Annotated in this window: 18 protein-coding genes and 2 pseudogenes; 12 read left to right on the forward strand and 8 right to left on the reverse strand. The window is 63.6% G+C overall.

Features of this window, described 5'->3' with window-relative positions; translation table 11 throughout:
* Positions 1 to 106 (forward strand): annotated as a pseudogene (locus CAY82_RS27100) (IS110 family transposase); the annotation flags it as partial.
* A gap of 289 nt (positions 107 to 395) precedes the next feature.
* Here the strand turns inward: CAY82_RS27100 and rlmM are convergent.
* Entirely contained in the window at positions 396 to 1,460 is a 1,065-nt protein-coding gene (gene rlmM / locus CAY82_RS17210) for a 23S rRNA (cytidine(2498)-2'-O)-methyltransferase RlmM (protein ID WP_087502304.1), read from the reverse strand.
* A 216-nt stretch (positions 1,461 to 1,676) separates the two neighbouring features.
* Between rlmM and acnA the strand changes: the two genes are divergently transcribed.
* The 3 genes from acnA (at position 1,677) to CAY82_RS17225 (ending at position 7,044) form a co-directional block, all read left to right on the forward strand.
* Entirely contained in the window at positions 1,677 to 4,418 is a 2,742-nt protein-coding gene (acnA, locus tag CAY82_RS17215) for an aconitate hydratase AcnA (RefSeq protein WP_087502305.1), read from the forward strand.
* A gap of 86 nt (positions 4,419 to 4,504) precedes the next feature.
* Entirely contained in the window at positions 4,505 to 5,281 is a 777-nt protein-coding gene (locus tag CAY82_RS17220) for a CPBP family intramembrane glutamic endopeptidase (protein WP_087502306.1), read from the forward strand.
* A 197-nt stretch (positions 5,282 to 5,478) separates the two neighbouring features.
* Positions 5,479 to 7,044 carry a PAS domain-containing methyl-accepting chemotaxis protein gene (locus CAY82_RS17225; protein ID WP_087502307.1) on the forward strand — a complete coding sequence of 522 codons (1,566 nt, stop codon included), beginning with the start codon at positions 5,479 to 5,481 and terminating at the stop codon, positions 7,042 to 7,044.
* Between the two features lie 161 nt (positions 7,045 to 7,205).
* Here CAY82_RS17225 and CAY82_RS17230 read toward each other — a convergent pair whose 3' ends face one another.
* The 5 genes and pseudogenes from CAY82_RS17230 to CAY82_RS17250 all read right to left on the reverse strand — a co-directional run bounded on the left by CAY82_RS17230 (position 7,206) and on the right by CAY82_RS17250 (position 10,555).
* Positions 7,206 to 8,090: a pseudouridine synthase gene (locus CAY82_RS17230; RefSeq protein ID WP_087502308.1), complete on the reverse strand. Its 885-nt coding sequence runs from the start codon at positions 8,088 to 8,090 to the stop codon at positions 7,206 to 7,208.
* A 51-nt stretch (positions 8,091 to 8,141) separates the two neighbouring features.
* Entirely contained in the window at positions 8,142 to 8,450 is a 309-nt protein-coding gene (locus tag CAY82_RS17235; protein WP_087502309.1) for a transcriptional regulator, read from the reverse strand.
* Positions 8,451 to 8,515: 65 nt separating this feature from the next.
* Positions 8,516 to 8,947 (reverse strand): D-Ala-D-Ala carboxypeptidase family metallohydrolase, encoded by a 432-nt coding sequence (locus CAY82_RS17240; protein WP_087502310.1) that lies wholly within the window; start codon positions 8,945 to 8,947, stop codon positions 8,516 to 8,518.
* Positions 8,948 to 9,034: 87 nt separating this feature from the next.
* A complete protein-coding gene (locus tag CAY82_RS17245) occupies positions 9,035 to 9,274 on the reverse strand; it encodes a glutaredoxin family protein (protein ID WP_087502311.1) in 240 nt (79 codons plus the stop codon).
* 72 nt (positions 9,275 to 9,346) lie between these two features.
* Positions 9,347 to 10,555 (reverse strand): annotated as a pseudogene (locus CAY82_RS17250) (ammonium transporter).
* A 313-nt stretch (positions 10,556 to 10,868) separates the two neighbouring features.
* Here CAY82_RS17250 and CAY82_RS17255 point away from each other — a divergent pair.
* The 8 genes from CAY82_RS17255 (at position 10,869) to dacB (ending at position 19,918) form a co-directional block, all read left to right on the forward strand.
* Positions 10,869 to 11,183, forward strand: a complete 315-nt coding sequence (locus tag CAY82_RS17255) for a YqjD family protein (protein ID WP_087502312.1) — start codon at positions 10,869 to 10,871, stop codon at positions 11,181 to 11,183.
* A 9-nt stretch (positions 11,184 to 11,192) separates the two neighbouring features.
* On the forward strand, positions 11,193 to 11,567 hold the full coding sequence (locus CAY82_RS17260; RefSeq protein WP_013971683.1) for a phage holin family protein: 375 nt from the start codon (positions 11,193 to 11,195) through the stop codon (positions 11,565 to 11,567).
* A complete protein-coding gene (locus CAY82_RS17265) occupies positions 11,564 to 11,893 on the forward strand; it encodes a hypothetical protein (protein WP_013971682.1) in 330 nt (109 codons plus the stop codon). The genes CAY82_RS17260 and CAY82_RS17265 overlap by 4 nt, the downstream gene beginning before the upstream one ends.
* A 145-nt stretch (positions 11,894 to 12,038) precedes the next feature.
* Entirely contained in the window at positions 12,039 to 13,370 is a 1,332-nt protein-coding gene (locus CAY82_RS17270) for a deoxyguanosinetriphosphate triphosphohydrolase (protein WP_087502313.1), read from the forward strand.
* 276 nt (positions 13,371 to 13,646) lie between these two features.
* Positions 13,647 to 14,264, forward strand: coding sequence for a response regulator transcription factor (locus tag CAY82_RS17275; protein ID WP_087502314.1), 618 nt, complete (start codon positions 13,647 to 13,649; stop codon positions 14,262 to 14,264).
* Between the two features lie 8 nt (positions 14,265 to 14,272).
* A complete protein-coding gene (locus CAY82_RS17280; RefSeq protein ID WP_087502315.1) occupies positions 14,273 to 17,905 on the forward strand; it encodes a transporter substrate-binding domain-containing protein in 3,633 nt (1,210 codons plus the stop codon).
* Between the two features lie 41 nt (positions 17,906 to 17,946).
* Positions 17,947 to 18,291 carry a YggL family protein gene (locus CAY82_RS17285; protein WP_004376110.1) on the forward strand — a complete coding sequence of 115 codons (345 nt, stop codon included), beginning with the start codon at positions 17,947 to 17,949 and terminating at the stop codon, positions 18,289 to 18,291.
* Positions 18,292 to 18,460: 169 nt separating this feature from the next.
* The gene (dacB, locus tag CAY82_RS17290) at positions 18,461 to 19,918 is read left to right on the forward strand and encodes a D-alanyl-D-alanine carboxypeptidase/D-alanyl-D-alanine-endopeptidase (protein WP_087502316.1); all 1,458 of its coding nucleotides are present in this window, start codon (positions 18,461 to 18,463) and stop codon (positions 19,916 to 19,918) included.
* Between the two features lie 68 nt (positions 19,919 to 19,986).
* Here the strand turns inward: dacB and CAY82_RS17295 are convergent, their stop codons facing one another.
* Both CAY82_RS17295 and rlmKL read right to left on the reverse strand, forming a co-directional pair.
* On the reverse strand, positions 19,987 to 22,374 hold the full coding sequence (locus tag CAY82_RS17295; RefSeq protein ID WP_087502317.1) for a diguanylate cyclase: 2,388 nt from the start codon (positions 22,372 to 22,374) through the stop codon (positions 19,987 to 19,989).
* A 94-nt stretch (positions 22,375 to 22,468) separates the two neighbouring features.
* Complete coding sequence (gene rlmKL / locus CAY82_RS17300) at positions 22,469 to 24,661, reverse strand: bifunctional 23S rRNA (guanine(2069)-N(7))-methyltransferase RlmK/23S rRNA (guanine(2445)-N(2))-methyltransferase RlmL (RefSeq protein WP_087502318.1); 2,193 nt, start codon at positions 24,659 to 24,661, stop codon at positions 22,469 to 22,471.
* Between the last annotated feature and the right edge of the window lie 131 nt (positions 24,662 to 24,792).

Raw genomic sequence — 24,792 nt, forward strand, 5'->3', positions numbered from 1 at the left:
CACCCAAGCTCTGGTAATCCTTGCTAGAAAGCTCGCGCGGGTGGCATTCGCCCTGATGAAAAATCAGGACGAATATGTCACCAAAGGCGGGAAACTGGCTTGCTGAAAACCATAGAATCTCCCACATCTGTTTCGGGCCAATTACTCCTGCGCCAGATGGGTTGCAGCCTTGGGGCATGGCTGAAGATCAATGAAGAGCAGTCGCGCCCCCTCGATATCGAATGGAACAAACAAGGCGGACACAGGTGCCCTCACAGGAGTGACTGGCCCGAAACAGATGTGGGAGCGGGCTTGCCCCGCGAAGCGCCGCGCGGGCAGCGCTCGATCTCAACACCAACCAAAAACTCAAGCCATGCACCTGCAACCCCACAGAACCCAAACCCTGCGCCCGAAACTCAGCGCGGCTTCAAGTCCATGCGACGCAAATGGCAGGTCACTTCCTCACGGTCGTGGTACAGCTGCTTGCAGGCAATCGACACCTTGATCTTGCGCGCCTTGAACGTCGCCTCCATGCGGTCGAGCAGCCGGCGTACTTCGGCGTAGCGCTGCTTCATCGGCAGCTTCAGGTTGACCACCGCCTCACGGCACAGCCCCTCACCCAGCCAGGTCTCGATCAGCGAAGTGGTACGCGCCGGCTTCTCGACGATGTCACACACCATCCAGTCCACCGGCTGCTTCGGTTGCCAGGTGAAACCATCGGCCATCAGGTGCTGGACCAGCCCTGTGTCCATCAGGCTTTCGGCCATCGGCCCATTGTCGATGGCAGTCACCAGCATGCCCCGGCGCACCAGTTGGTAGGTCCAGCCACCCGGCGAAGCCCCCAGGTCGACACCGGTCATGTCATCGCCCAGGCGCTGTTCCCACTGCTCGCGCGGAATGAACTGGTGCCAGGCTTCTTCCAGCTTGAGGGTCGAGCGGCTGGGTGCCTCGCGGGGGAATTTCAAACGCGGGATGCCCATGGGCCACAGCGCGCTGTTGGTAGCAGGGGCAACGCCAGCGAACACCCGGCGGCCGCTGATGAAGGTGAGCAACAGGCGCGGGCGACTGGCGTCGTCGACCAGGCGGCCGGCCTTTTCCAGCGCCTTGCGCAGCGGCACCTCGAACTTGCGGCAGAAGGTGGACAATTCCTTGCCTTCGTTGCTGTCCAGCACTTCCAGCCACAGGCTGCCGAACACCGGGAACCCGGCCAGGTGCGCCAGCAGCACACTGATGCGGTCGCTTTCCGGCAGTTCGACATAACCGCCACGGGCCCACTGCCGCGGGAAAATCAGCTGGTTGAAGCGCAGTTCCCCCATCAAGCGCTCGGCACCGCCCTCCTCGCTACAGACGAACTCGGCACTGGCACTTTGCGGCTTGCCTTTGGCATAGCCGGCAACACCCAGACGGGCGGCATGTTCGCTGATTTCGGCGCACACCTCGCCCTCGAAACCGGGCCGGCAATGCATGAACAGGGTATTCATCTTTCACTCCACTACGGCTGGCGCGCCACAGGCGCCGGCAGGGCGGCGATGATAAAGGAAGATCGGAACCTGCGACACGCCCCGCCGGTCCAGAAAAGGGTCAGGTGGCGCAAAGCGGTCTAACCTGACCTTTCAGCCAGGTCCGTGCCGTGCGGACCGATACAGAGCGGTGCTACCGGCAAACCTTGCCAGGCACCGGCGCAGAAGGAGTTGGCAATGCCCTCGCTCGATAGCCTGAACACCCTCAGAACCCTCAAGGTCGGTGACCAGACCTACCATTACTTCAGCCTCACCGAGGCCGCCCGCCAGCTGGGCGACCTGCAGCGACTGCCCATGTCGCTGAAGGTGCTGCTGGAAAACCTGTTGCGCTGGGAAGATGGCAAGACCGTCACCGGCAAAGACCTGCGCGCCCTCGCCCAATGGCTGGGCGAACGGCGCTCCGACCGCGAGATCCAGTACCGCCCGGCACGGGTACTGATGCAAGACTTCACCGGTGTGCCTGCCGTGGTCGACCTGGCCGCCATGCGCGCCGCCATGGCCAAGGCCGGTGGCGACCCGCAGCGGATCAACCCGCTGTCACCGGTGGACCTGGTGATCGACCACTCGGTGATGGTCGACCGCTATGGCACGCCGCAGGCCTTCAGCGAGAACGTCGACATCGAAATGCAGCGTAACGGCGAACGTTACGCCTTTCTGCGCTGGGGCCAGAGCGCCTTCGACAACTTCCGCGTGGTGCCGCCGGGCACCGGTATCTGCCACCAGGTCAACCTGGAATACCTGGGCCGCACGGTCTGGACCCGTGAGGCCGATGGTCGCACCTACGCCTTCCCCGACACTCTGGTCGGTACCGATTCGCACACCACCATGATCAATGGCCTGGGCGTGCTCGGCTGGGGCGTGGGCGGCATCGAAGCGGAGGCAGCCATGCTCGGCCAACCGGTGTCGATGCTGATCCCCGAAGTGATCGGCTTCAAGCTGACCGGCAAGCTGCGCGAAGGCATCACCGCCACCGATCTGGTGCTGACAGTGACGCAGATGCTGCGCAAGAAGGGCGTGGTGGGCAAGTTCGTCGAGTTCTATGGCGATGGCCTGGCCGACCTGCCCTTGGCCGACCGTGCGACCATCGCCAACATGGCCCCGGAATATGGTGCCACCTGCGGCTTCTTCCCGGTCGACCAGGTAACCCTGGACTACCTGCGTTTGTCCGGCCGCCCCGAGGCAACCGTGCAACTGGTCGAACAGTACTGCAAAGCCCAGGGCTTGTGGCGGCTACCGGGTCAGGAGCCGCTGTTCAGTGACAGCCTGGCGTTGGACATGCACGAAGTCGAGGCCAGCCTGGCCGGGCCCAAGCGGCCGCAGGACAGGGTGGCCCTGGGCCAGGTCCGCCAGGCCTTCGACCACTTCATCGAACTGCAACCCAAACCGCTGGCCAGAGAAGTCGGCCGCCTGGAAAGCGAAGGTGGTGGCGGCGTGGCGGTGGGCAACGCCGACCAGGCCGGGGAGATCGACTACAGCCATCAAGGCCAGACCCACACCCTGCGCGATGGCGCGGTGGTGATCGCTGCAATTACCTCGTGCACCAATACCTCCAACCCCAGCGTGATGATGGCCGCCGGGCTGGTAGCGAAAAAGGCTCTGGAAAAAGGCCTGCAACGCAAACCCTGGGTCAAGAGCTCACTGGCGCCGGGCTCCAAGGTCGTCACCGACTACTTCAAGGCAGCTGGGCTCAGCACTTACCTCGACCAACTGGGTTTCGACCTGGTCGGCTATGGCTGCACGACCTGCATCGGCAACTCCGGCCCGCTTGATGAAGCGATCGAAAAGGCCATCGGCAGCGCCGACCTTACCGTGGCCTCGGTGTTGTCGGGCAACCGCAACTTCGAAGGCCGCGTGCACCCGCTTGTCAAGACCAACTGGCTGGCCTCGCCACCGCTGGTGGTGGCCTATGCCCTGGCCGGCAGCGTGCGCCTGGACCTGACCTGCGACCCGCTGGGCACCGGCAAGGACGGCCAGCCGGTGTACCTGCGCGACATCTGGCCCAGCCAGCAGGAAATTGCCGCTGCCGTGGCCAAGGTCGACACGGCGATGTTCCACAAGGAATACGCCGAAGTGTTTGCCGGCGATGCGCAGTGGCAGGCGATCGAGGTACCGCAGGCGGCCACCTACGTGTGGCAGGCCGACTCCACCTATATCCAGCACCCACCCTTCTTCGACAACATCGGCGGGCCACCCCCGCAAATCATCGACATCCAGGGTGCGCGAATCCTGGCGCTGCTGGGTGACTCGGTGACCACCGACCACATTTCCCCGGCCGGCAACATCAAGGCCGACAGCCCGGCCGGGCGCTACCTGCGCGAGCAGGGTGTGGAGCCTCGCGACTTCAACTCCTACGGCTCACGACGGGGTAACCATGAAGTGATGATGCGCGGCACCTTCGCCAACATCCGCATCCGCAACGAAATGCTGGCGGGCGAAGAAGGTGGCAACACCTTGCACGTGCCCAGCGGCGAGAAGCTGTCGATCTACGACGCGGCCATGCGCTACCAGCAGGCAGGCACCCCGTTGGTGGTGATCGCTGGCCAGGAGTATGGCACCGGTTCGAGCCGAGACTGGGCGGCCAAGGGCACCAACCTGCTGGGAGTCAAGGCGGTGCTGGCGGAAAGCTTCGAGCGCATTCACCGCTCCAACCTGGTAGGCATGGGTGTGCTGCCACTGCAGTTCAAGGCCGGATACAACCGCAAGCAACTGGGGCTGACCGGCAAGGAGCAGATCGATGTGCTGGGCTTGAATGGCGCGCAGATCCGCCCGGGCATGAGCCTGCCCTTACGCATCACCCGCGAGGATGGGCAGCAGGAGCAGATCGAGGTGCTGTGCCGGATCGATACCGTGAATGAAGTGGAGTACTTCAAGGCGGGGGGTATATTGCATTATGTGTTGCGCCAGCTGATAGCGGGCTGAGGCGAGTATGCTTCGGGCTGCTGTGCACGCCGCTCCTACAGGCGACGCGTAGCGGCCCGTTTCTGCTTACCCGAGAAGGACTACTCGTGCCCCGTTCCAACCTGTTCACCCTGCTCCTGCTGGCGCTCGGCTACACCCTCGCCCTGAGCCACGGCAACCTCGGCATCACCACCCTGCCCACCTTTCTCGCCCTGCTTGCAAGCGCCTTGCTCGCGCGCCGCCCCCAGCGCTGGCTACAAGCCCTCGGCCACACGTTGTTCATCCTCCTGGCCATCGCCCTGGCATTGCACTGGCTGCCCGGCTTCAACGCAGCCAAGGTCATCGACGGCGTTGTCCTCAGCCCTGGCGCCCTGCCCTTCACGATGTACCTGAACCTGGACAAACCGCTGATCGGCGCCTGGCTGCTGCTGGCCTGCCCTTGGCTGTTCCTGTGGCGCAGCCAAGGCCTGGCGACCAGCCTGCTGCTCGCCCTGCCCCTGACCCTGCTTGCCTGCCTGGGCGGCGGCTGGGCACTGGGCATGCTGGCCTGGGCCCCGAAATGGCCCGACCAGGCCTGGCTCTGGCTGCTGAACAACCTGCTGCTGGTAAGCCTGACCGAAGAGCTGTTGTTTCGCGGTTACATCCAGGCCGGCCTGCAACGGCTGCTGCGCCACCAAGGGCTGTCATTGCTCGTCGCCGCCTCGCTGTTCGGCCTGGCACACCTGGGGGCCGGCTGGCAATGGGTGTACCTGGCCACCCTTGCCGGTATCGGCTACGGCCTGGCGTACCGCTGGGGCGGCGTGGCGGCAGCGGTGCTCTGCCATTTCGGCCTGAACCTGGTGCACTTCACCCTGTTCAGCTATCCGATGCTGGCTCTTGGCTAGCCAATCGGTCATCATTCGACTTATCCGTCATTAAGCTGCAATAAGAACGCAATAATGACGCTAACTTGCGTGAACGTGCTCGCTGACTACCTCACACCAGATGATGGCTTACTGCCACAGGTCAAGCACTTTAAATATTCATTCAATAAAAGCAGCGGTTTGCCGATACCTGTCGAAAGCCCTGCGGACTATCAACCATGCGTAACAACCAGCCGATTACCCAGAGAGAACGGACTTTCCCTGCCCAGCAGCGGTTGATCTCCACCACCAATGCCAAAGGTGTGATCACTTACTGCAACGATGCCTTTATCGAGATCAGTGGTTTCACCCGCGATGAGCTGACCGGTGCACCGCACAACCTGGTACGCCACCCCGATGTGCCGCCTGCCGTGTTCGCCCATATGTGGCAAACCCTCAAGCAAGGCCAGCCGTGGATGGGCATCGTCAAGAACCGCTGCAAGTCCGGCGACCACTACTGGGTCAACGCCTATGTCACGCCGATCTTCGACAACAACCAGGTGGTCGGCTTCGAGTCGGTGCGGGTCAAGCCCACCGCCGAACAGATCCGCCGTGCAGAGGCGCTGTACCAGCGCATCAACCAGGGCAAACCACCAGTACCGCGCAGGGACAAGTGGCTACCGGTACTGCAGGACTGGCTGCCGTTCATCCTGATCAGCCAGGTAGGCTTCCTGATCGGCAACTGGCTGGGTCATTCCTGGGGCTTCGCCCTGGCCGCCGGGCTTTCCGTACCACTGGGCCTGCTGGGCCTGAGCTGGCAGCAGCGCGGCCTCAAGCGCCTGTTGCGCCTGGCCGAACAGACCACCTCCGACCCGCTGATCGCGCAGATGTACACCGACAGCCGTGGTGTGCAGGCGCGCCTGGAAATGGCCATGCTCAGCCAGGACGCGCGCATGAAAACCTGCCTGACTCGCCTGCAGGACAGCGCCGAACACCTCAGCGAACAGGCGCGCCAGTCTGACGCCCTGGCGCACATGAGCTCTTCGGGCCTGGAACGCCAGCGGGTGGAGACCGAGCAGGTTGCCGCTGCGGTCAACCAGATGGCCGCCACCACCCAGGAAGTTGCCAACCACGTGCAGCGCACCGCCGATGCCACCCAGGAAGCCAATCGCCTGACCAGCCAGGGCAGGCAGATTGCCGGTGAAACCCGCGAGGCCATCGAGCGCCTGTCGGCGGCGGTGGGCGAGACCGGCCAGACAGTGACGCAACTGGCCAAGGACAGCGACGAGATTGGTGGCGTGGTCGATGTGATCAAGGGCATCGCCGACCAGACCAACCTGCTGGCACTGAACGCCGCCATCGAAGCGGCACGTGCCGGTGAAATGGGCCGAGGCTTTGCCGTGGTGGCCGACGAAGTGCGCCAGCTGGCCCAGCGCACCGCCGAGTCCACCGGGCAGATCCACAGCCTGATCGCCAAGCTGCAACAAACCGCCAGTAATGCCGTGCTGACCATGGAAACCGGCCATCGCCAGGCGCAGGAAGGCGTCGACCGTGTTATGCAGGCAGACGAGGCGTTGGTGGGCATCAGCGAAGCGGTGGCCAACATCACCGATATGGCCACCCAGATTGCCGCGGCGACCGAGGAGCAGACTGCAGTGGCTGACGAAATCAGCCGCAACATCACCACCATCGCCGAACTGGCCGACCAGACCGCAGAACAGGCGCAGCACTCGGCGCTGCTCAGCGAAGAGCTGACCAGCACGGCGGGTACCCAGTATTCGCTGGTAGAGCGCTTCAACCGCTAGGGCCCTGCGCGCGCCACAGGCACACGCTATCCCCTGTGGGAGCGGCCTTGTGTCGCGAAAGGGCCGCGAAGCGGCCCCTGGATTTCAGCGTCAATGCAAAAAAATGCCAGGGCTGCCATGCAGCCCTTTCGCGACGCAAGGCCGCTCCCACCCCTACGGTGCTACCAGTCCAGCTGCAAGCGGCTCTCGAAATAGCGCTCTTCCCCACTCAGCGGGTCTGCAAAGCGCAGGCTCTGCGCCAGCAACTTCAGCGGCCGCTGGTAGTCGTCCTCGTCGTTGAGCAGCTGCGGATAGAACGGGTCATTGCAGATCCCCGCCCCCAATGATGCCATGTGCACTCGCAACTGATGGGTCTTGCCGGTCACCGGCGACAGCCCGTAACGCCACAGCTCGCCGTTCTTTTCCAGCACTTCGGCCAGGGTTTCGCTGTTGGCCTCCCCCTCTACCTCATGCATGCGAAAAAACGGCTCGCCATGCACCAGGCGGCTTTTGTGCACCAGCGGGAAATCATGCTGCGGCATGGCCGCAGCAATGGCCTGGTAGCGTTTGTCGATGCGTCGCTCGGGAAATAGCCGCTGGTAAGCGCTGCGGCTCTGCGGGTTGGCGGAAAACAGCACAAGCCCGGCGGTATGCCGGTCGATACGGTGCAACGGCACCAGGTGTGGGTTGCCCAGCCGGCGTATCAGACGGCGTAGCAAGGTCTGTTCGACATATTCACCCGTCGGCGTCACTGGCAGAAAATGCGGCTTGTCAGCTACCACCAGGTGCTCATCCACATGCAGCACCGCCTCCTGTACCGGGATCGGCCGCTCATTCGGCACTTCGCGGAAGTAGTGCAAACGCATGCCGCGCTTGTAAGGCAACTCGGCCGCAATCGGTCGCCCCTCGGCATCCAGCACGCGGCCACGGGCAAAGCGGTCGGCCCATTGGGACCGGTCGATGGCCTTGAAATGATCGCACAGGCAGTCGAGCACCGTGGACCAGTTACCGGGTGGCAGGCACACCGTGCTGGCTTGCTGGCGGGCGGGGTCGAAAGGCGTGGTCATGGCAAGGCTCGAAACGTTCACGGCCGCGCATTATCCCCCAAGCCCGCGCCCTCAACCAGCCTGGGCCATCGCCTCACTGCGCTCCCTGAGCCAGCGCAATACCTGCACGGGCTCCCAGCGACCCGGGTCATAGAGGGCATACAGCATCCCCTCGTAACCCACCACATCCAGCCCACGGTGGTAGCCGGCGCGCTGGAACAAGGCCTCGATCTCGGCGAAGCAGGTATTGAAGTGGACCTTGCCGAACGGCGTGCGGTCGTCGGTCACCAGGCCTTCGAGGCGCAGTTCCAGAACGGCGTCGGCCACCCGTTCGACGGGCATGCGGTTGACGCTGTACTTGAGTTGCTCGACATTGAGCATGGCTTCACCCTGATACTGTATTTATGTACAGCATACGAACATCCCCTTGCCGTCGTCAATGCGCTTCATTGCAGCCCTGGCAGGTAGCCGCTGCCTTTGCGAATGGTCAACACCTGTCGCCGCGGCGTGTCGCGCGTTACCGACAGGTGCACCCACCTGTCGAATTCCAGGATGAGTTGATCGAAGGGCACGGCACTTTCACTGATCCGCCGCACGGTTTCCCGCGGGCTGACTTCGATCACCGTGAAGTCTGCTGCCAACCCCTGGATATGCTGGCTAGTCGAGGCACCGCCAATCGCCCGGTTGACCTGCTCACTGCGGTAACCGCTGCTGACGATGATTGGCGCATCGAACAGTGCGCGCACCTGTTCCAGCGCACAACACAGCAGTTGCAGATTGGCCCTGGCTTCAGGAGGTGGTGTGTTATCGAATCCGTCCCTGGCAGCGAGTTGGGAAACGATCATTTCATCAAGCGTGAAATGCGGGGTGATCAACATGGCGAGGCTCCCGATGACTAAATGTGGCACCGGATCATCAGCTCACATTCATCACCTTGGAGCAGGGTTTCAGCTCCTCTGGAGCCATTACTGCGCGAGAAATGTCACCACCTGTTCGGCATCGAACGGCCAGTGCAGTTCGGCGCCATTGTCACAGCGACGCAGCACCGGAATGATCAGTCCATAGCGTTCGAACAGGGCCTCGTTCTCGGCAATATCGACCAGTTCCACCAGCAGGCCATGATCGACGAAGGGCATCAGCACGGCCTCGGCCACTTCACACAGGTGGCAACCAAGGGTACCGAACAGTTGGCATTCAGGCAGCATGGGGGCAAGTCCGGTTTGGCAGGGAGAAAGCCTATTCTAGGTCCGTCCTGCCCACCCTGCACCTGACCTGGCTCAATCCTGGCTGGTGGCGCCGATCCGGTGCAGCGACAGGTCCGCCCCCTGGAACTCCTGCTCATGGCTCAAGCGCAGGCCATGCAGCGCACGGATCGTGCCGTAGATGGCGAAACCACCGGCCAACGCAACCAGCACGCCCATCAGGCTGCCCAGCAACTGGCTGAGCAGGCTGACACCGCCCATGCCGCCCAGGGCCACCTGGCCGAACACGCCGCAGGCAATGCCCCCCCATACACCGCACAGCCCATGCAACGGCCATACGCCCAGCACATCGTCGATCTTCCAGCGGTTCTGCGCCGCGGTGAAGGTCCAGACGAACAGCGCACCCGCCACCAGACCGGTCGCCAGCGCACCGATCGGGTGCATCAGATCGGAGCCGGCACACACTGCCACCAGCCCGGCCAGCGGCCCGTTATGCAGGAAGCCCGGGTCGTTACGCCCGGCCAGCAAGGCCGACAGGGTGCCACCGACCATGGCCATCAGTGAATTGATCGCCACCAGGCCGCTGACACCCTGCAGAGTCTGGGCACTCATGACATTGAAGCCGAACCAGCCGACGATCAGGATCCACGACCCCTAGGCCAGGAAGGGAATGCTCGAAGGCGCAAACGCCACCAGCCGGCCATCGCGGTAGCGCCCACGGCGTGCGCCCAGTAGCAGCACCGCAGCCAGCGCCAGCCAGCCGCCCATGGCATGCACCACCACCGAGCCGGCAAAGTCATGGAACGGCGCGCCAAAGCGCGCCTGCAACCAGGCCTGTACGCCCAGGTTGCCGTTCCACACCACACCCTCGAAGAACGGGTAGATGAACGCCACGATCAACGCCGTGGCACACAACTGGGGCACGAAGCGCGCCCGCTCGGCGATGCCTCCGGAGATGATCGCGGGGATCGCCGCAGCGAAGGTTAGCAGGAAGAAGCACTTGACCAGCGCATAGCCATGGTCGGCCGCCAGCGCCGCCGCTGGCTGGAAGAAGGTAACCCCATAGGCGATCCAGTAGCCGATGAAAAAGTACACCAACGCCGAGATGGCGAAGTCGCTGAGGATCTTGGACAAGGCGTTGACCTGGTTCTTGTGGCGCACCGTGCCCACTTCGAGAAACGCGAAGCCGGCATGCATGGCCAACACCAGGATGGCGCCCATGAGAATGAACAGGGTGTTGGAACCGTGGACCAGGGAGTCCATCTCGCTGTGCATGTTTTCCATGAAATAGGCAGACCTGCTGAAAAAGGCACCAGGACAGTTCAAGAACCTGCATCCCTGCACCGGATCGGTGCCAACCCCCTGCCCTGCTTCAGTGACCCGGGCGGAGCCTGCGTGGTTTTTTCTTGGGTTTGTCGTGGATTGGGTTAAGGTTTATTGGTATCCGCTGCGCTGGCGCCCTGAATCGGCGCAATACCCGCCTGGGGCGCCCCGCAACGTGGCAAAGCCTTAGCAAGGCCCATACCAGCGCCGGCACTTGAACCTTCCGCGCGTGCTATCACTCGAACTACCAACACTCATCGACAGGGAGACACCCATGGCCAGCAAATCGGCAAAGACTGCACAAGAGATACTGATGGCTGACTTCCAGGCACTGGTCCGCGATACCGAGAAGTTGCTGGCCGACACCGCCAACCTGGCCGGTGACCAGGCTGACGAGCTGCGTGAGCAGATCCACGACCGCCTGGTCCAGGCCCGCGAAACCCTGCAACTGACCCAGGACTCGGTACGTGAACGCGGCCAGGCCGCGCTGGGCAGTGCCGAGCAGTACGTGCAGGAAAAACCGTGGCAGGCGATCGGCATTGCCGCTGGCGTAGGCCTGTTGATCGGCCTTCTGGCCAACCGGCGCTAAGGGGTTCCCATGGAGAATGACGCCAACGGCGCCAGCGCCTCGGGCAAGCGTCTGGGCGCGGCCGCGCTGGGGCTGCTGCACAGCCATATCGAACTGTTCGGCATCGAGTTGCAGGAGCAGAAGGGCCGCACCTTGAGCCTGCTGCTGTTCGCCGGCCTGGCCCTGGTATTCGCCCTGCTGCTGCTGACGGCTCTGTCCGGGCTGTTGCTGGTGCTGTTGTGGGACAGTTATCGCCTGGCCGGTATCATCGGCCTGTGCGTGTTCTACGGCATCGCCGCGCTGTACTGCGGGTTACGCCTGAAGGCAGCGGTGTTCGACGAATCGTCGCCCTTCGGCGCCACCCTCGAGGAACTCGCCAAGGACCGGGAGCGCCTGTTGCCATGAGCCTGCCAGAACTGCCAAACACCCGTAACCCGCGCGAACTGCGCAAGGCGCTGCTGCGTCTGCGCATGGAAATGCACCGCCAGGAAATCCGCCACGAGTCCGCGCAACTGCTGGAGCCGCTGCGCCGCGTGCGCGGCATGGGCAGCTCGCTGCACGACGGGCTGGGTATCAAGCATGCGCCGCTGTGGGGGATTGGCGCCGTGGTGGCGCTGGGCTTCCTTACCGGCAAGGGCGTGCGCAGCGGCAACCTGGCGCGGCTGTTGCGCCTGGGCACCAGCCTGCTGCCGCTGCTACGCCTGTACCTGCAAGGCAGCCGCCGCCCCTGACCATCGCGATCCTTGTAGGAGCAGCCTTGTGCTGCGAAGAGGCCGGGAGCGGCGAGGAATTTGTATCGATCAAACGGACCTCTTCGCAGCACATGGCTGCTCCTACAGGATATGCTGCTGCCTTCGACCTACAGGAGACCGCGCCTTGGACTGGCACACCCTGCTCACCCGCGAACGCCTGGGCAAAGCCCTGTACAGCGCCGATGAACTCGGGCGCAGCCCCTTCCACAAAGACCACGACCGCATCATCTTCTCCGGTGCCTTCCGCCGTCTCGGGCGCAAGACCCAGGTGCACCCGGTGTCCAGCAACGACCATATCCACACACGCCTGACCCACTCGCTGGAAGTGAGCTGTGTCGGGCGCTCGCTGGGCATGCGCGTCGGCGAAACCCTGCGCGACAGCCTGCCGGACTGGTGCGCCCCCAGCGACCTGGGGATGATCGTGCAGTCAGCGTGCCTGGCCCACGACATCGGCAACCCACCGTTCGGCCACTCTGGCGAAGACGCCATCCGCCACTGGTTCCAACAGGCCGCCGGGCGCGGCTGGCTGGACGACATGAGCGACGATGAGCGGGCCGACTTCCTCAACTTCGAAGGCAACGCCCAGGGCTTTCGCGTACTCACCCAACTGGAGTACCACCAGTTCGACGGCGGTACCCGGCTGACCTATGCCACCCTCGGCACCTACCTGAAGTACCCGTGGAGCGCGCGCCACGCCGACGCCCTGGGCTACAAGAAGCACAAGTTCGGCAGTTACCAGAGCGAACTGCCGCTGCTCGAGCAAATCGCCCGCAAGCTCGGCCTGCCGCAACTGGAACACCAGCGCTGGGCACGCCACCCGCTGGTCTACCTGATGGAAGCCGCCGATGACATCTGCTATGCGCTGATCGACCTGGAGGACGGCCTGGAAATGGAGCTGCTGCAATACGCCGAAGTCGAAGCGCTGCTGCTCGACCTTGTCGGCGATGACCTGCCGGAAACCTACCGCCAGCTCGGCCCCGGCGACTCACGGCGGCGCAAGCTGGCTATTCTGCGCGGCAAGGCCATCGAGCACCTGACCAACGCTGCCGCCCGCGCCTTCGTCGAGCAGCAGCAGGCCTTGCTGGCCGGGCAACTGGCGGGCGACCTGGTCGAACACATGCACGGCCCGGCCAAGCGCTGCGTGCTTCAGGCCAAGGACATGGCACGCAACAAGATCTTCCAGGACAAGCGCAAGACCCTGCACGAGATCGGCGCCTACACCACCCTGGAGATTCTGCTGAACACCTTCTGTGGTGCCGCCCTCGAACAGCACGGTGGGCGTACGCCCTCGTTCAAGAGCCGCAGGGTACTGGACCTGATCGGCAACAATGCTCCCGATCCGCACGGCTCGCTGCACAATGCCTTCCTGCGCATGATCGACTTCATCGCCGGAATGACCGACAGCTATGCCAGCGAAATGGCCCGGGAAATGACCGGGCGCTCCAGTCCAACCTGAGCCCTGCCCCGGGGCATCGCCCGGGGCTGCAGCGCATGTTGTAGGAAACTTCCTACATATACTGGTAGTAAATTAAACGGTATGAATAGCAATTGATGAAAAGTTACCAATCACGCTTTGACATCGAGTTAAACGCGCCTATTTCGTAGCCCGTTTTGTTTTATCTTGTAAGCCATTTCCCATATAGGGCTAATAGCCCTTCCTCGCCTGCCTGATGACTTTCAACTGCGATAAGGTGCCGCCTGTCACCCTCAATCGCTCGTAGGGAAGTTGAACATGCATTCCATATTTATTGTCGACGACCATCCCGTCATTCGCCTGGCCGTCCGTATGTTGCTGGAAAACCAGAATTACAAGATTGTCGGCGAGTCGGACAATGGCGTGGACGCCATGCAGATGATTCGCGAAACTGCCCCCGACCTGGTCATCCTCGACATCAGCATTCCTAAGCTGGACGGGCTGGAGGTGCTTGCTCGCTTCCAGGCCATGGCCCTGCCCCTGAAGGTATTGGTATTGACCGCGCAGTCTCCCGCATTGTTTGCCGTGCGCTGCATGCACTCGGGTGCTGCAGGCTACGTGTGCAAGCAGGAAGACCTGAGCGAACTGCTCAGTGCAATCAAGGCCGTGCTGGCCGGTTACAACTACTTCCCCAGCCAGGCAATAAAGCATGATCAGGCCGTAGATGCCGACCTGCAACTTTTCCGCCAGGTGAATGACCGCGAACTGATGGTGCTGCAACTCTTCGCCCAGGGCCGCAGCAACAAGGAAATTGCCAAGGGCATGTTCCTCAGCAGCAAGACCGTCAGTACCTACAAGAAGCGCCTCATGCACAAACTTCAGGCCAATACCCTGGTCGACCTGATCGAAATGGCCAAACGCAACGCGCTGGTCTGAGGCTAGTCATGGCGCGCCCAATCGTTCACCTGCTGCTCACCCTGCTCCTGTTCAGCGGCGTGGCACAGGCTACCCATCAAGAGGCCTCGTCCTATGCCTTGCTGGCACGGTCATCGACCAGGCCGGCACCGCCTGCGCTCACCAACGAACAACGGCAATGGCTCGAAAGCCGTCAGGAACTGGTACTGGGCACCTCGGCACCGGACTACCCACCGTTCGACATCACCAGTGGCGGTCGCGACTACCAAGGCCTTACCGCCGAGTACGCGAACCTGGTCGGCAAGGCCCTGCAGTTGCCCGTGCGGGTGCTGCGTTTTTCCAGCCGGCAAGCAGCGGTGGAGGCGCTGCGCAACGGTGATATCGACCTGCTTGGCAGCGCCAATGGCTATGAGGCGACCAGCGATGGCCTGGCACTGTCGCACCCCTATGCCATCGACCAACCGGTGCTGGTAACGCGCGAGGACGAAAGCCGGGCGCTGGACATGGGCCTGACCGGCATGCGCCTGGGCATGCTCTACCACTACCTGCCCCGGCAAGAGGTGAGCAACGCCTACCCCAAGGCCGAGCTGCTGGCCTTCGGCTCTTCCAGCCAGGCCCTGAATGCCGTGGCGTTCGGCCAGGCCGACGTGTTCATCGGCGATACCATTTCCACCCACTACCAGCTCAATCGCGGCCACCTGCCGCGCCTGCGCATGGCCAGTTTCGGCAAGCATGAAGCCATCGGCTTCGGTTTTGCCCTGCGCCACCAGGACAGGGTACTGATGGAGCTGGTGAACACCGTCCTGGACAGCCAGACCCCGGCCATACGCGCCAGTATCTTTAAGCGCTGGAGTGCCGGCAGCGACCTGCTGCTGACCGACCGCAGGCTGCAATTGACCGAAGCAGAAGAACAATGGCTGCAGGACCACCCGGTGATGCGCGTGGCGATCGATGAAACTGCTGCACCGGTTTCCTACTTCGATGGCTCGGGACATTTTCGCGGTATCACCGCCGACCTGCTCGAGCTCATTCGCCTGCGCACCGGCTTGCGTTTCGAAGTGCAGCGTTCCAGCGGCCTCGCCGACATGATCGCCCGCCTCAAGGATGGCCGCGCCGATGTCATCGCCGCACTGGCCACCGGCGGGGTGAGCGAAGAGGAACTGCAAATCAGCCGGCCCTACCTGGAAAGCGCCTATGTGCTGGTCAGCCGCAAGGACAAAAAGCCCTTCACCTCCCTGGAACAGCTGCAGGGGCATCGCATCGCCATTACCCGCTACAGTGCCATGGACGCCATGCTGTCGCGGCACTATCCGAGAATCGGTTGGGTCGAGACCGAAAGCGCATTCTATTCCATGGCGTTGCTCAACAGCGGTGCCGTCGATGCGGTGATCACCACCTTGATCGACGCCAACCACGCCCTGGCCGGCAACCCCGAACTGGTCATCCGAGCCACCGTCGGCAACGAACCCGCCAACTTCGCCATGGCGACCAGTGCCCCGTCACAGGCGCTGGTGTCGATCCTCGACAAGGCGCTGCTAAGCATCTCGCCGGAAGAACTGGGGGTCATAAACAACCGCTGGCGCGGCTTCAGCCTGCACGAGGATGGCAACGACCAAGGCTACCGCCGGCTGGCGATACAGGTGGTCCTGGGCACCGCCGTGCTGTTGCTGCTGGCCTTGCTTTGGAACGCTCGCCTGCGCCTGCAGATCCGCCAGCGGCAACGCGCCGAACGGGCGCTGAACGACCAGTTGGCGTTCATGCGTGCCTTGCTCAACGGCACGCCCCACCCCATGTACGTGCGTGACCGTGAGGGCCGCCTGCAAAGCTGCAACTACAGCTACCTGGAAGCCGTGCAGGCCCGCTCGGACGAGGTCATCGGCAAACACCTGGAGGGTAGCCTGTTCGCCGATTGCGAGCAGACCCGGCAGATCCACACCGATTACCTGAAGGTAATGGCCGAGGGTTCGCCGCTGATCATGGATCGGCCACTACGGATCAAAGGCCGGGAGATGACCATCTACCACTGGATTCTGCCGTACCGCGACTCACTGGGTGAGGTGCAGGGCATCATCGGTGGCTGGATCGACATCAGCGATCGTCGCCAGCTGGTCATGGAGCTGCGCCAGGCCAAGCAGCAGGCCGACGATGCCAACCGCGCCAAAAGCACGTTCCTGGCCACCATCAGCCACGAAATCCGTACCCCGATGAATGCAGTCATCGGCATGCTCGAGCTGGCAGTCAAGCGTGCCGACCAAGGCCGGGTAGACCGTGACGCGCTGGAACTGGCCCACCATTCGGCCAAGGACCTGCTGGGCCTGATCGGCGATATTCTCGACATCGTGCGCATCGAGTCCGGGCACTTGACCCTCGCCCCGGAGGCCGTCGATCTGGCAGCCCTGGTCGAATCGGTGGGGCGCATTTTCGAGGGCCAGGCGCGACAGAAAGGCCTGGCCCTGGAGGTGATGATCGCGCCAGCCGCACGATGCCATGCCCTGCTCGACCCCCTGCGCTTCAAACAGGTACTGTCCAACCTGGTGAGCAACGCCATCAAGTTCACCGAGCATGGCCAGGTGCGCATCTGCGTCGGCCTGGTGGAGGATGGCACAAGCCCCCCCGCAGTGCTGGAGCTGGAGGTGCGCGACAGTGGCATCGGCATCCATGCCGACGACCTGCAACGCCTGTTCAACCCGTTCATCCAGGCCAACCCGCATAGCCAGGGCGCTCGCGCGGGTACCGGCCTGGGCCTGGCCATCTGTCGCAACCTGTGCGAAATGATGGGAGGCAGCCTGACCATCAAGAGCCTGGAGGATGTCGGCACCCAGGTGCGCCTGAAAATGCCGCTGCAGCGGGTTGACGCCACAGCGCAACCGGCCACGCTGGTCGAGAACCTCGACGTGCCCGACCCACGGCTGAACGTGCTGGTCATCGACGACCACCCGGCCAACCTGCAACTGATGGCACAGCAGCTTGGATACCTGGGCCTGGAACACACCAGCGCCAGCGACGGTCGCGAAGGCCTGGCCACCTGGCGGGCGGGCGACTTCGATGTGCTGGTACTCGACTGCAACATGCCGCACATGAACGGCTACCAGTTGGCAACCGCCGTGCGTACCGAAGAACGCCATGGCAAGCGGCCGCGCTGCACCATTCTCGGCTACACCGCCAATGCGCAGCCGGAGGTACGCCGCAAGTGCCTGAGCGCCGGTATGGACGATTGCCTGCTCAAACCCATCAGCCTGGGCACGCTCAGCCAGCGCCTGGCCAGCATCCGCCCACGCTGCCAGCAAAAACGGCGGCGCAAGCTGTACCACCTGGACGGCCTGGCCGCAGTGGTCGGGCGTGACCCGAACGACCGCCAGCGCTTCCTGCAGGCCTTGCAGCAGAGCCTGCAAGCCGATCTGGCCACCTTGATGGCACTGGATCCGCAGCACGATGGCAGTGCCATTGCCGAACAGGCGCACAAGGTGCTAAGCGCCGCGCGGATGCTGGAAGCCCCCGAACTGATGGCGGCCTGCGAAGCCCTGGAGGCCAGCGGCTTGCCCACAGCCCAGTTACGCCTGCGGCGCCAGGCACTGGCACGGCATATGTGCCGGGTAGAACGTACCCTGGCCAAGGAACTGGCCACAGGTACCTCCACACAGGCAGGCAGCCAGGCGTGTTAACTGGTAGACTGCGCGCCGTTATTACCTAAGAGGATTGTTTCATGGCCACAAACCGCTCCCGTCGTCTGCGCAAGAAGCTGTGTGTCGACGAGTTTCAGGAATTGGGCTTCGAGCTGAACCTGGAATTCAAGGAAGATCTGGATGACCAGGCAATCGATGCTTTCCTCGACGCGTTCCTGGCAGAAGCCATGGACGCCAATGGCCTGGACTATGTAGGCGGTGACGATTTCGGCCTGGTGTGCTCGGTCAAGCGCGGCTCGGTCAGCGAAGAACAGCGTGCAGCCGTTGAAGCCTGGCTCAAGGGCCGCAGCGAACTGACCAAGATCGAAGTCAGCCCGCTGCTGGACGCCTGGTACCCGGAAAAGCCGATCAACAAGGCCGAGTAAGACCGGCCCGCCTCGATTGCTGAAAAGGCCACCCCTGAGGGTGGCCTTTTTTATTCAGCGTGGCGCATCGTCGCTGCGCTTGGGGCATAATGCGTATTCTTTCATCCTGGGGCCATCATCCCTTACAGCCCCAATGCCCTTTTCCCTCGCCGTAGGGTATTTAGTCATTATGATCAAAACGCTTCGTCCCCTCGTTCTTGCCGGCCTGCTGTTGCCTCTCGCCCTGCCCAGCCAGGCCGCCGCGGTCAATACCACGCTGCCTGCCAAAGTGCAGCAGGCCCTCAAGGCCAACAAGCTGCAGGATTCCGCCCTGTCGCTGGTGATGCTGCCACTGGACGGCCCCGGCACACCCACTGTGTTCAACGCCGATGTCTCGGTGAACCCGGCCTCGACCATGAAACTGGTCACCACCTATGCCGCCCTCGAACTGCTCGGCCCGACCTTCCAGTGGAAAACCGAGTTCTACACCGACGGCACCCTGAGCAACGGTGTACTCAACGGCAACCTGTACCTCAAAGGTGGCGGCGACCCGAAACTGAACATGGAAAAGCTGTGGCTGCTGATGCGTGACCTGCGCGCCAATGGCGTGCGCACCATCACCGGTGACCTGGTGCTGGACCGCAGCCACTTCGTGCAGCCCAACCTGCCGCAGTTCAACGACGACGGCGGCGATGAGAACAAGCCGTTCCTGGTCAAGCCCGACTCGCTGCTGGTAAACCTCAAGGCCCTGCGCTTCGTGGCCCGCAACGATGGCGGCAAGGTCACCATCGCAGTCGAGCCGCCGATTGCCAGCATCCGCATCGACAACCAGGTCAAGGCGGTGGCCTCCAAGCAGTGCTCGGGTGATGTGCGCTACAACCCGGTGCCGCAGGCCGATGGTATCAGCGTAACGGTCAGCGGCCAGCTGGGTGACGGCTGCAACTCGCAGACCTACCTGTCGCTGCTCGACCACCCAACCTACGCCGCCGGTGCCGTACGCGCGATCTGGGGCGAGCTGGGTGGCAGTATCCAGGGCGGCGACCGCTTCGAGAACGTGCCCAAGGGTGCGCGCCTGCTGGCACGTGCCTTCTCACCAGACCTGGTGGAAGTGATCCGCGACATCAACAAGTACAGCAACAACACCATGGCCCAGCAGCTGTTCCTGAGCCTTGGCGCGCAATTCCGCACCGATGCCGATGGTGACGACGCCCGCGCCGCCCAGCGTGTGGTACGCCAGTGGCTGGCGAAGAAGGGCATTACCGCGCCGCACCTGGTGATGGAAAACGGCTCCGGCCTGTCGCGCGCCGAGCGGGTAAGCACGCGGGAAATGGCCGCGATGCTGCAGGCCGCCTGGAAGAGCCCCTATGCTGCCGAGTTCATGAGCTCGATGCCGCTGGTGGGCATGGACGGCACCATGCGCAAGCGCCTGAAGCGCACCGCCATGACTGGTGAAGGGCACATCAAGACCGGCACGCTGAACACCGTGCGGGCGATTGCCGGCTTCAGCCGTGACAGCAACGGCCATACCTGGGCGGTGGCGGCGATCCTCAATGACCCGAAACCGTGGGGCGCCTCGCAAGTGCTCGACCAGGTGCTGCTGGACCTGTACCGCCAGCCGAAGCTGGCCGGCAGCACGGCAGCCAACTGATCGCCAGTCGGTACCGGCCCTTTCGCGGCTAAAGCCGCGAAAGGGCCGGTACCGACAATCGCGAACGCTCAAGCCAACTCCCCCTCCACCCGGTCCCGCCCGGCCTGCTTGGCCGCATACACCCCTGCATCAGCCCGCAACAACAGGGCATCTACCCCTTCCCCCGGTCGCCAGCTCGCTACACCAAAACTCGCGGTCACCTTGCCCACACCTTCCACCGGCAAATTGCGCACCCCTTGCCACAGCTCCAGCGCAAGCAGCCGCGCCTGCTCGGCATCGCTGCCCGGGCACAGCACCATGAATTCCTCGCCACCCAGCCGGCAGAACACATCGGTACGCCGCAAACGCTGGCCGATACGCTGGCACAGGCTGCGCAGCACATGGTCGCCGACGGCATGGCCGAAGCGGTCGTTGATGCGCTTGAAGTGATCGATGTCGAGCATGATCACTGCCAGCGCCAGGCCGTCGCGCCGGGATCGTTCCAGTTCGACCTTGAGCCGCTCCTGGAAGTAGCGGCGGTTATGGATTCCGGTCAGCGAATCGGTCACCGACAGCGCACGCAACTCTTCCTCCACACCCTTGAGGTCGGAGATGTCCGTCAGGTAGCCATGCCACAAGGTGCAGCCCTGCTCGCCCACCTCCGGCGTTGCCTCGCCACGCACCCAGCGTAGCCCGGCACGCGGCAGGCAGACCCGGTATTCTTCGCGCCAGGGCGACAGGTGTTCAGCCGAGTAACGCACAGACCGGCGCACACGCTCCAGGTCATCCGGGTGGATGCGCTCGAACGCCATCGTGGCGTCCTCGCGCAACTGCTGCAGGTCGACCTCGTAGATGTCGTAAAGGCCCATGCTGGCGTACGGAAAGCAGGAATGGCCGTTGCCATCCAGGCGGTACTGGTAGATACCCCCCGGCACCTCGGCACTGAGCTTTTCCAGAAGGCGGTCACGCGCCGCCAGCGCCTCATGCACCCGACGCCGCTCGGTGACATCGATGCAGATCGCCAGGTAACCAATCCACAACCCCTGTTCATCGAGCATGGCGGTAACCAGCATGTTGGCCACCAGTTGGCTGCCATCGGCGCGCAGCAAGGTCCACTCCACCGGCTCGGCGCCATGCTCCTGCACCGTTTCGGCGAACATGGCCTGGCCGCCTGCAATAGGCCGGCCGTAACGCAGGCTCAAGGCATGGGCACGCAGGCTCAACTCCTCGGGTAATACCAGGTCCTCCAGGCACAGCTGGCCGATCGCCTCGCTGGCCGGGTAACCGAGCATGCGCTCCGCGCCGGCATTGAAGGTGCTTACCACGCCCTTGAGGTTGGTGGCGATGATCGCCACCTGGGTCGCGGCATCCAGCACACTGCGCAGTTGGTTGTGGGTGCCACGCAGGGACTGCTCGCTGACCCGCAGCTCGGCGGTGCGCTGTTCGACCAGGGCCAAGGCACGCTTGCGCTGGCTGAACAGGCTGTAGAGCAAAACGCTGAGCAACAGGCTCAACAAGCCACCCAGCAGGCTTACCGCCAGCACCGCGGAGGAACGATTGGCCTGCATGAAAGCCAGGCTCGGCCGGATACTCAGCTGGAAGTGGTGGTCAGCCAGGTGCAACAGCTGGTTGCTGGCCAGCGGCAAGGGTGCGACCGGATTCTGCGAATCGAACATCACTTCGGGGCCATGCCGCCCGCTGGGGTCGACGATGCGCACCACCAGGTTGTCGTCTTCTGCCACCGGCCCGTCACTGACCAGCTCACGCATGCTCAGCAAGGCCATCACATAGCCCACTGCCGCACTGCGGGGGTTGGCATCGGAAAACACCGGCGCCACCATCAGCAGGCCACGCGCATCCGAGCTGGTATCGAACATGGCCAGTGGCTCGGACACCGCCATGCTGCCCGGCCCCAGCGCCCGCGCCAAAGCCGCCAGGGGTACTTCCTGGCCGGCGAGGTCCAGCCCATAGGGCAGCCCGGGCAATTCACCCGACTGGGTATAGCGTACCGGGAAGTAATGGTCACGCTGGGGGGATGGGTGCCACTGGCCTTGCGCATTCTGGTCGCGAATCACATAGCCCGAGCCGGAATGCATACTGGCCTGGTGCTCGAACTCGGCGCGTTGTGCTGCTTCGACACGCGGCGCCCAGGCGTAGGCCAGGGTCCGCTGCAGCAATGGCCGGGTGTAGCCGTCAAACTCGTGTTGGGTGATTTCGTTGGAAAAGCTGAAAAACCGCCGCAGCCCGTCCAGGCGCTGCTGCTGTTCGTCAAACCGCTCGGCGATACGGCTGAAACGTTCACTTGCCAGCAGGTCGAAGCGCTGGCGCAGTTGCTGCTTGTAGAAGGTTTGCGTGGCAAGCGCCAGGACGACCGTCAGCAGGCCGCCCGCGAGCAGAGCGACCAGCGCCACCGCCCAGGCGGACACAATCTCTGCGCACAGGCCAAGCAACCGCGCACGCACGCCACCCTTCGACATACACCCATCTCGTCACGTCAGCGTCCTGCGGATTATCTTGCCCTGCCCTCAGTTATAGCTATTGGCCATTAGCCACGCAATGTACCTCGTCGCCTTAACGAAGCTGCAAACGCCAGGCTCGATGGATACGGTTATTGCGGGCGAAGTCCGGGTCCAGGGTCTGGGCCGTGATTTCCTCCACCGCGTAACGCGCCATCAGGTGCTCGTCCAGCTGGAACTTGCGGAAGTTGTTGGAGAAGTACAGCACGCCACCCGGCGCCAGGCGGGCCATGGCCAAGTCCAGCAACTGCACGTGGTCACGTTGCACGTCGAACACGCCTTCCATGCGCTTGGAGTTGGAGAAGGTCGGCGGGTCGATGAAGATCAGGTCGTAGCTTTCGCGGTTGCCTTCCAGCCAGGCCATCACATCGCCCTGCTCCAGGCGGTTGCGCTCGGAGAAACCATTGAGCGCCAGGTTGCGCCGCGCCCAGTCCAGGTAGGTTTTCGACAGGTCGACGCTGGTGGTGCTGCGCGCGCCGCCCTTGGCCGCATGCACGGTGGCCGTGGCGGTGTAGCAGAACAGGTTGAGGAAGCGCTTGCCGGCGGCCTCGCGCTGGATGCGCATGCGCATCGGGCGATGGTCTAGGAACAATCCGGTATCGAGGTAGTCGGTGAGGTTGACCAGCAACTTGACGCCGCCTTCGCTCACTTCCTGGAAGCGGCCTTCGGTAGCCTGACGCTCGTACTGGCGTGTGCCGCTCTGCCGCTCGCGACGCTTGAGCACCACACGCTGCGGCGAAATGCCCAGGGCCTGCGGGATGGCTGCCAGCGCATCGAGCAGGCGCGCCTGGGCCTTGTCCGGGTCGACCGAACGTGGCGCGGCATATTCCTGCACGTGCACCCAGTCCTGGTACAGGTCGACCGCCAGGGCATACTCAGGCATGTCGGCATCGTACAGGCGGTAGCAATCGATCTGCTCGCGGCGGGCCCACTTGCCCAGTTGCTTGAGGTTTTTCTGCAGACGGTTGGCGAACATCTGCGCCCCTTCCGACAAGCGCGCCGGCTCGCTCGCCTGCGCAGTCTGCTGGCGGATTTCCTCGCCTTCAGGCTGCGCCTCACGGCGCTCGCCGGTGACGAACTGGTCAGGCTGCACCTTGAACAACAGCAGCTTGCACGGCAAGGCGCCGTTCCAGAACGCGTACTGCTTGTGGCTGCGAATGCCCATGCGCTTGCCCAACTGCGGCGCGCCGGTGAACACCGCCGCCTCCCAGCCCATGCAGGCCTGGCGCAGGCGCTCGCCGAGGTTCTGGTAGAGGTACAGCAGACTGGCTTCGTCGCCCAGGCGCTCGCCATAGGGCGGGTTGCTGATGACCAGGCCTTTCTGGTTCTGGTCCGGGCGCGGCTCGAAGGTGCTGACTTCGCCCTGGTAGATCTTCACCCAGTCACCCAGGCCGGCTCGCTCGACGTTGTTGCGCCCTGGCTGGATCAGCCGCGGGTCGGCCTCGTAGCCACGGATCCACAGCGGTGGCTTGGCCAGCCCGGCCTGTGCCCGCGCCTGCGCCTCGTCATGCACCTTGCGCCACAACGCCGGCACATGGCCGAGCCAGGCACTGAAACCCCAGCGCTCACGCTTGAGGTTGGGCGCAATATCGGCGGCGATCATCGCGGCTTCGACCAGGAAGGTACCCACACCACACATCGGGTCGGCCAGCGCACCACCTTCGGCGGCAATGCGCGGCCAGCCGGCGCGGATCAACACCGCCGCCGCCAGGTTTTCCTTCAGCGGCGCGGCGCCTTGCTGCAGGCGGTAACCACGCTGGTGCAGGCTGTGCCCGGAGAGGTCGAGGGAGAGAATGGCTTCGCCACGGTCCAGGCGCAGGTGCACGCGCACATCAGGGTCGATCTTTTCCACCGACGGGCGCAGCCCTTCGCGGTTGCGCAGCTTGTCGACAATCGCATCCTTGACCTTCAGTGCACCGAAGTGGGTGTTGTCTATACCCGAGCCATGGCCGCTGAACTCCACCGCCAGGGTACCGTCGGCTGCCAGGTGATCGGCCCAGTCAACCGCGTGCACGCCGTCGTAGAGGTCATCGGCGTTCTTCATGGAGAAGCGCTTGAGTACCAACAGCACCCGGTTGGCCAGGCGAGACCACAGACACAGTCGGTAGGCGGTTTCCATGTCGGCGGCGCCGCGAATGGCCGAGGTGTGCTCGCGCACCTCATCCAGGCCGAGGCCTCGGGCCTCTTCGGCAAGCAGGCCTTCCAGGCCTTTGGGGCAAGTGAGGTAAAGTTCGAAACGGTCCGACATGAGTAATCCAGCGCCTTGGGCTATTTGACTGACGGGGCAACGCATCGCCCCGCGATGTTTGCCCGCACACCTTTCCAGCAGGCGTGCGGGTGGCCTTTCCCGACACGCGATCGTGCGATGAAAGGCCGGGC

Origin of the sequence: Pseudomonas sp. SID14000 (assembly GCF_002165135.1) — a bacterium.
Taxonomy (GTDB): domain Bacteria; phylum Pseudomonadota; class Gammaproteobacteria; order Pseudomonadales; family Pseudomonadaceae; genus Aquipseudomonas.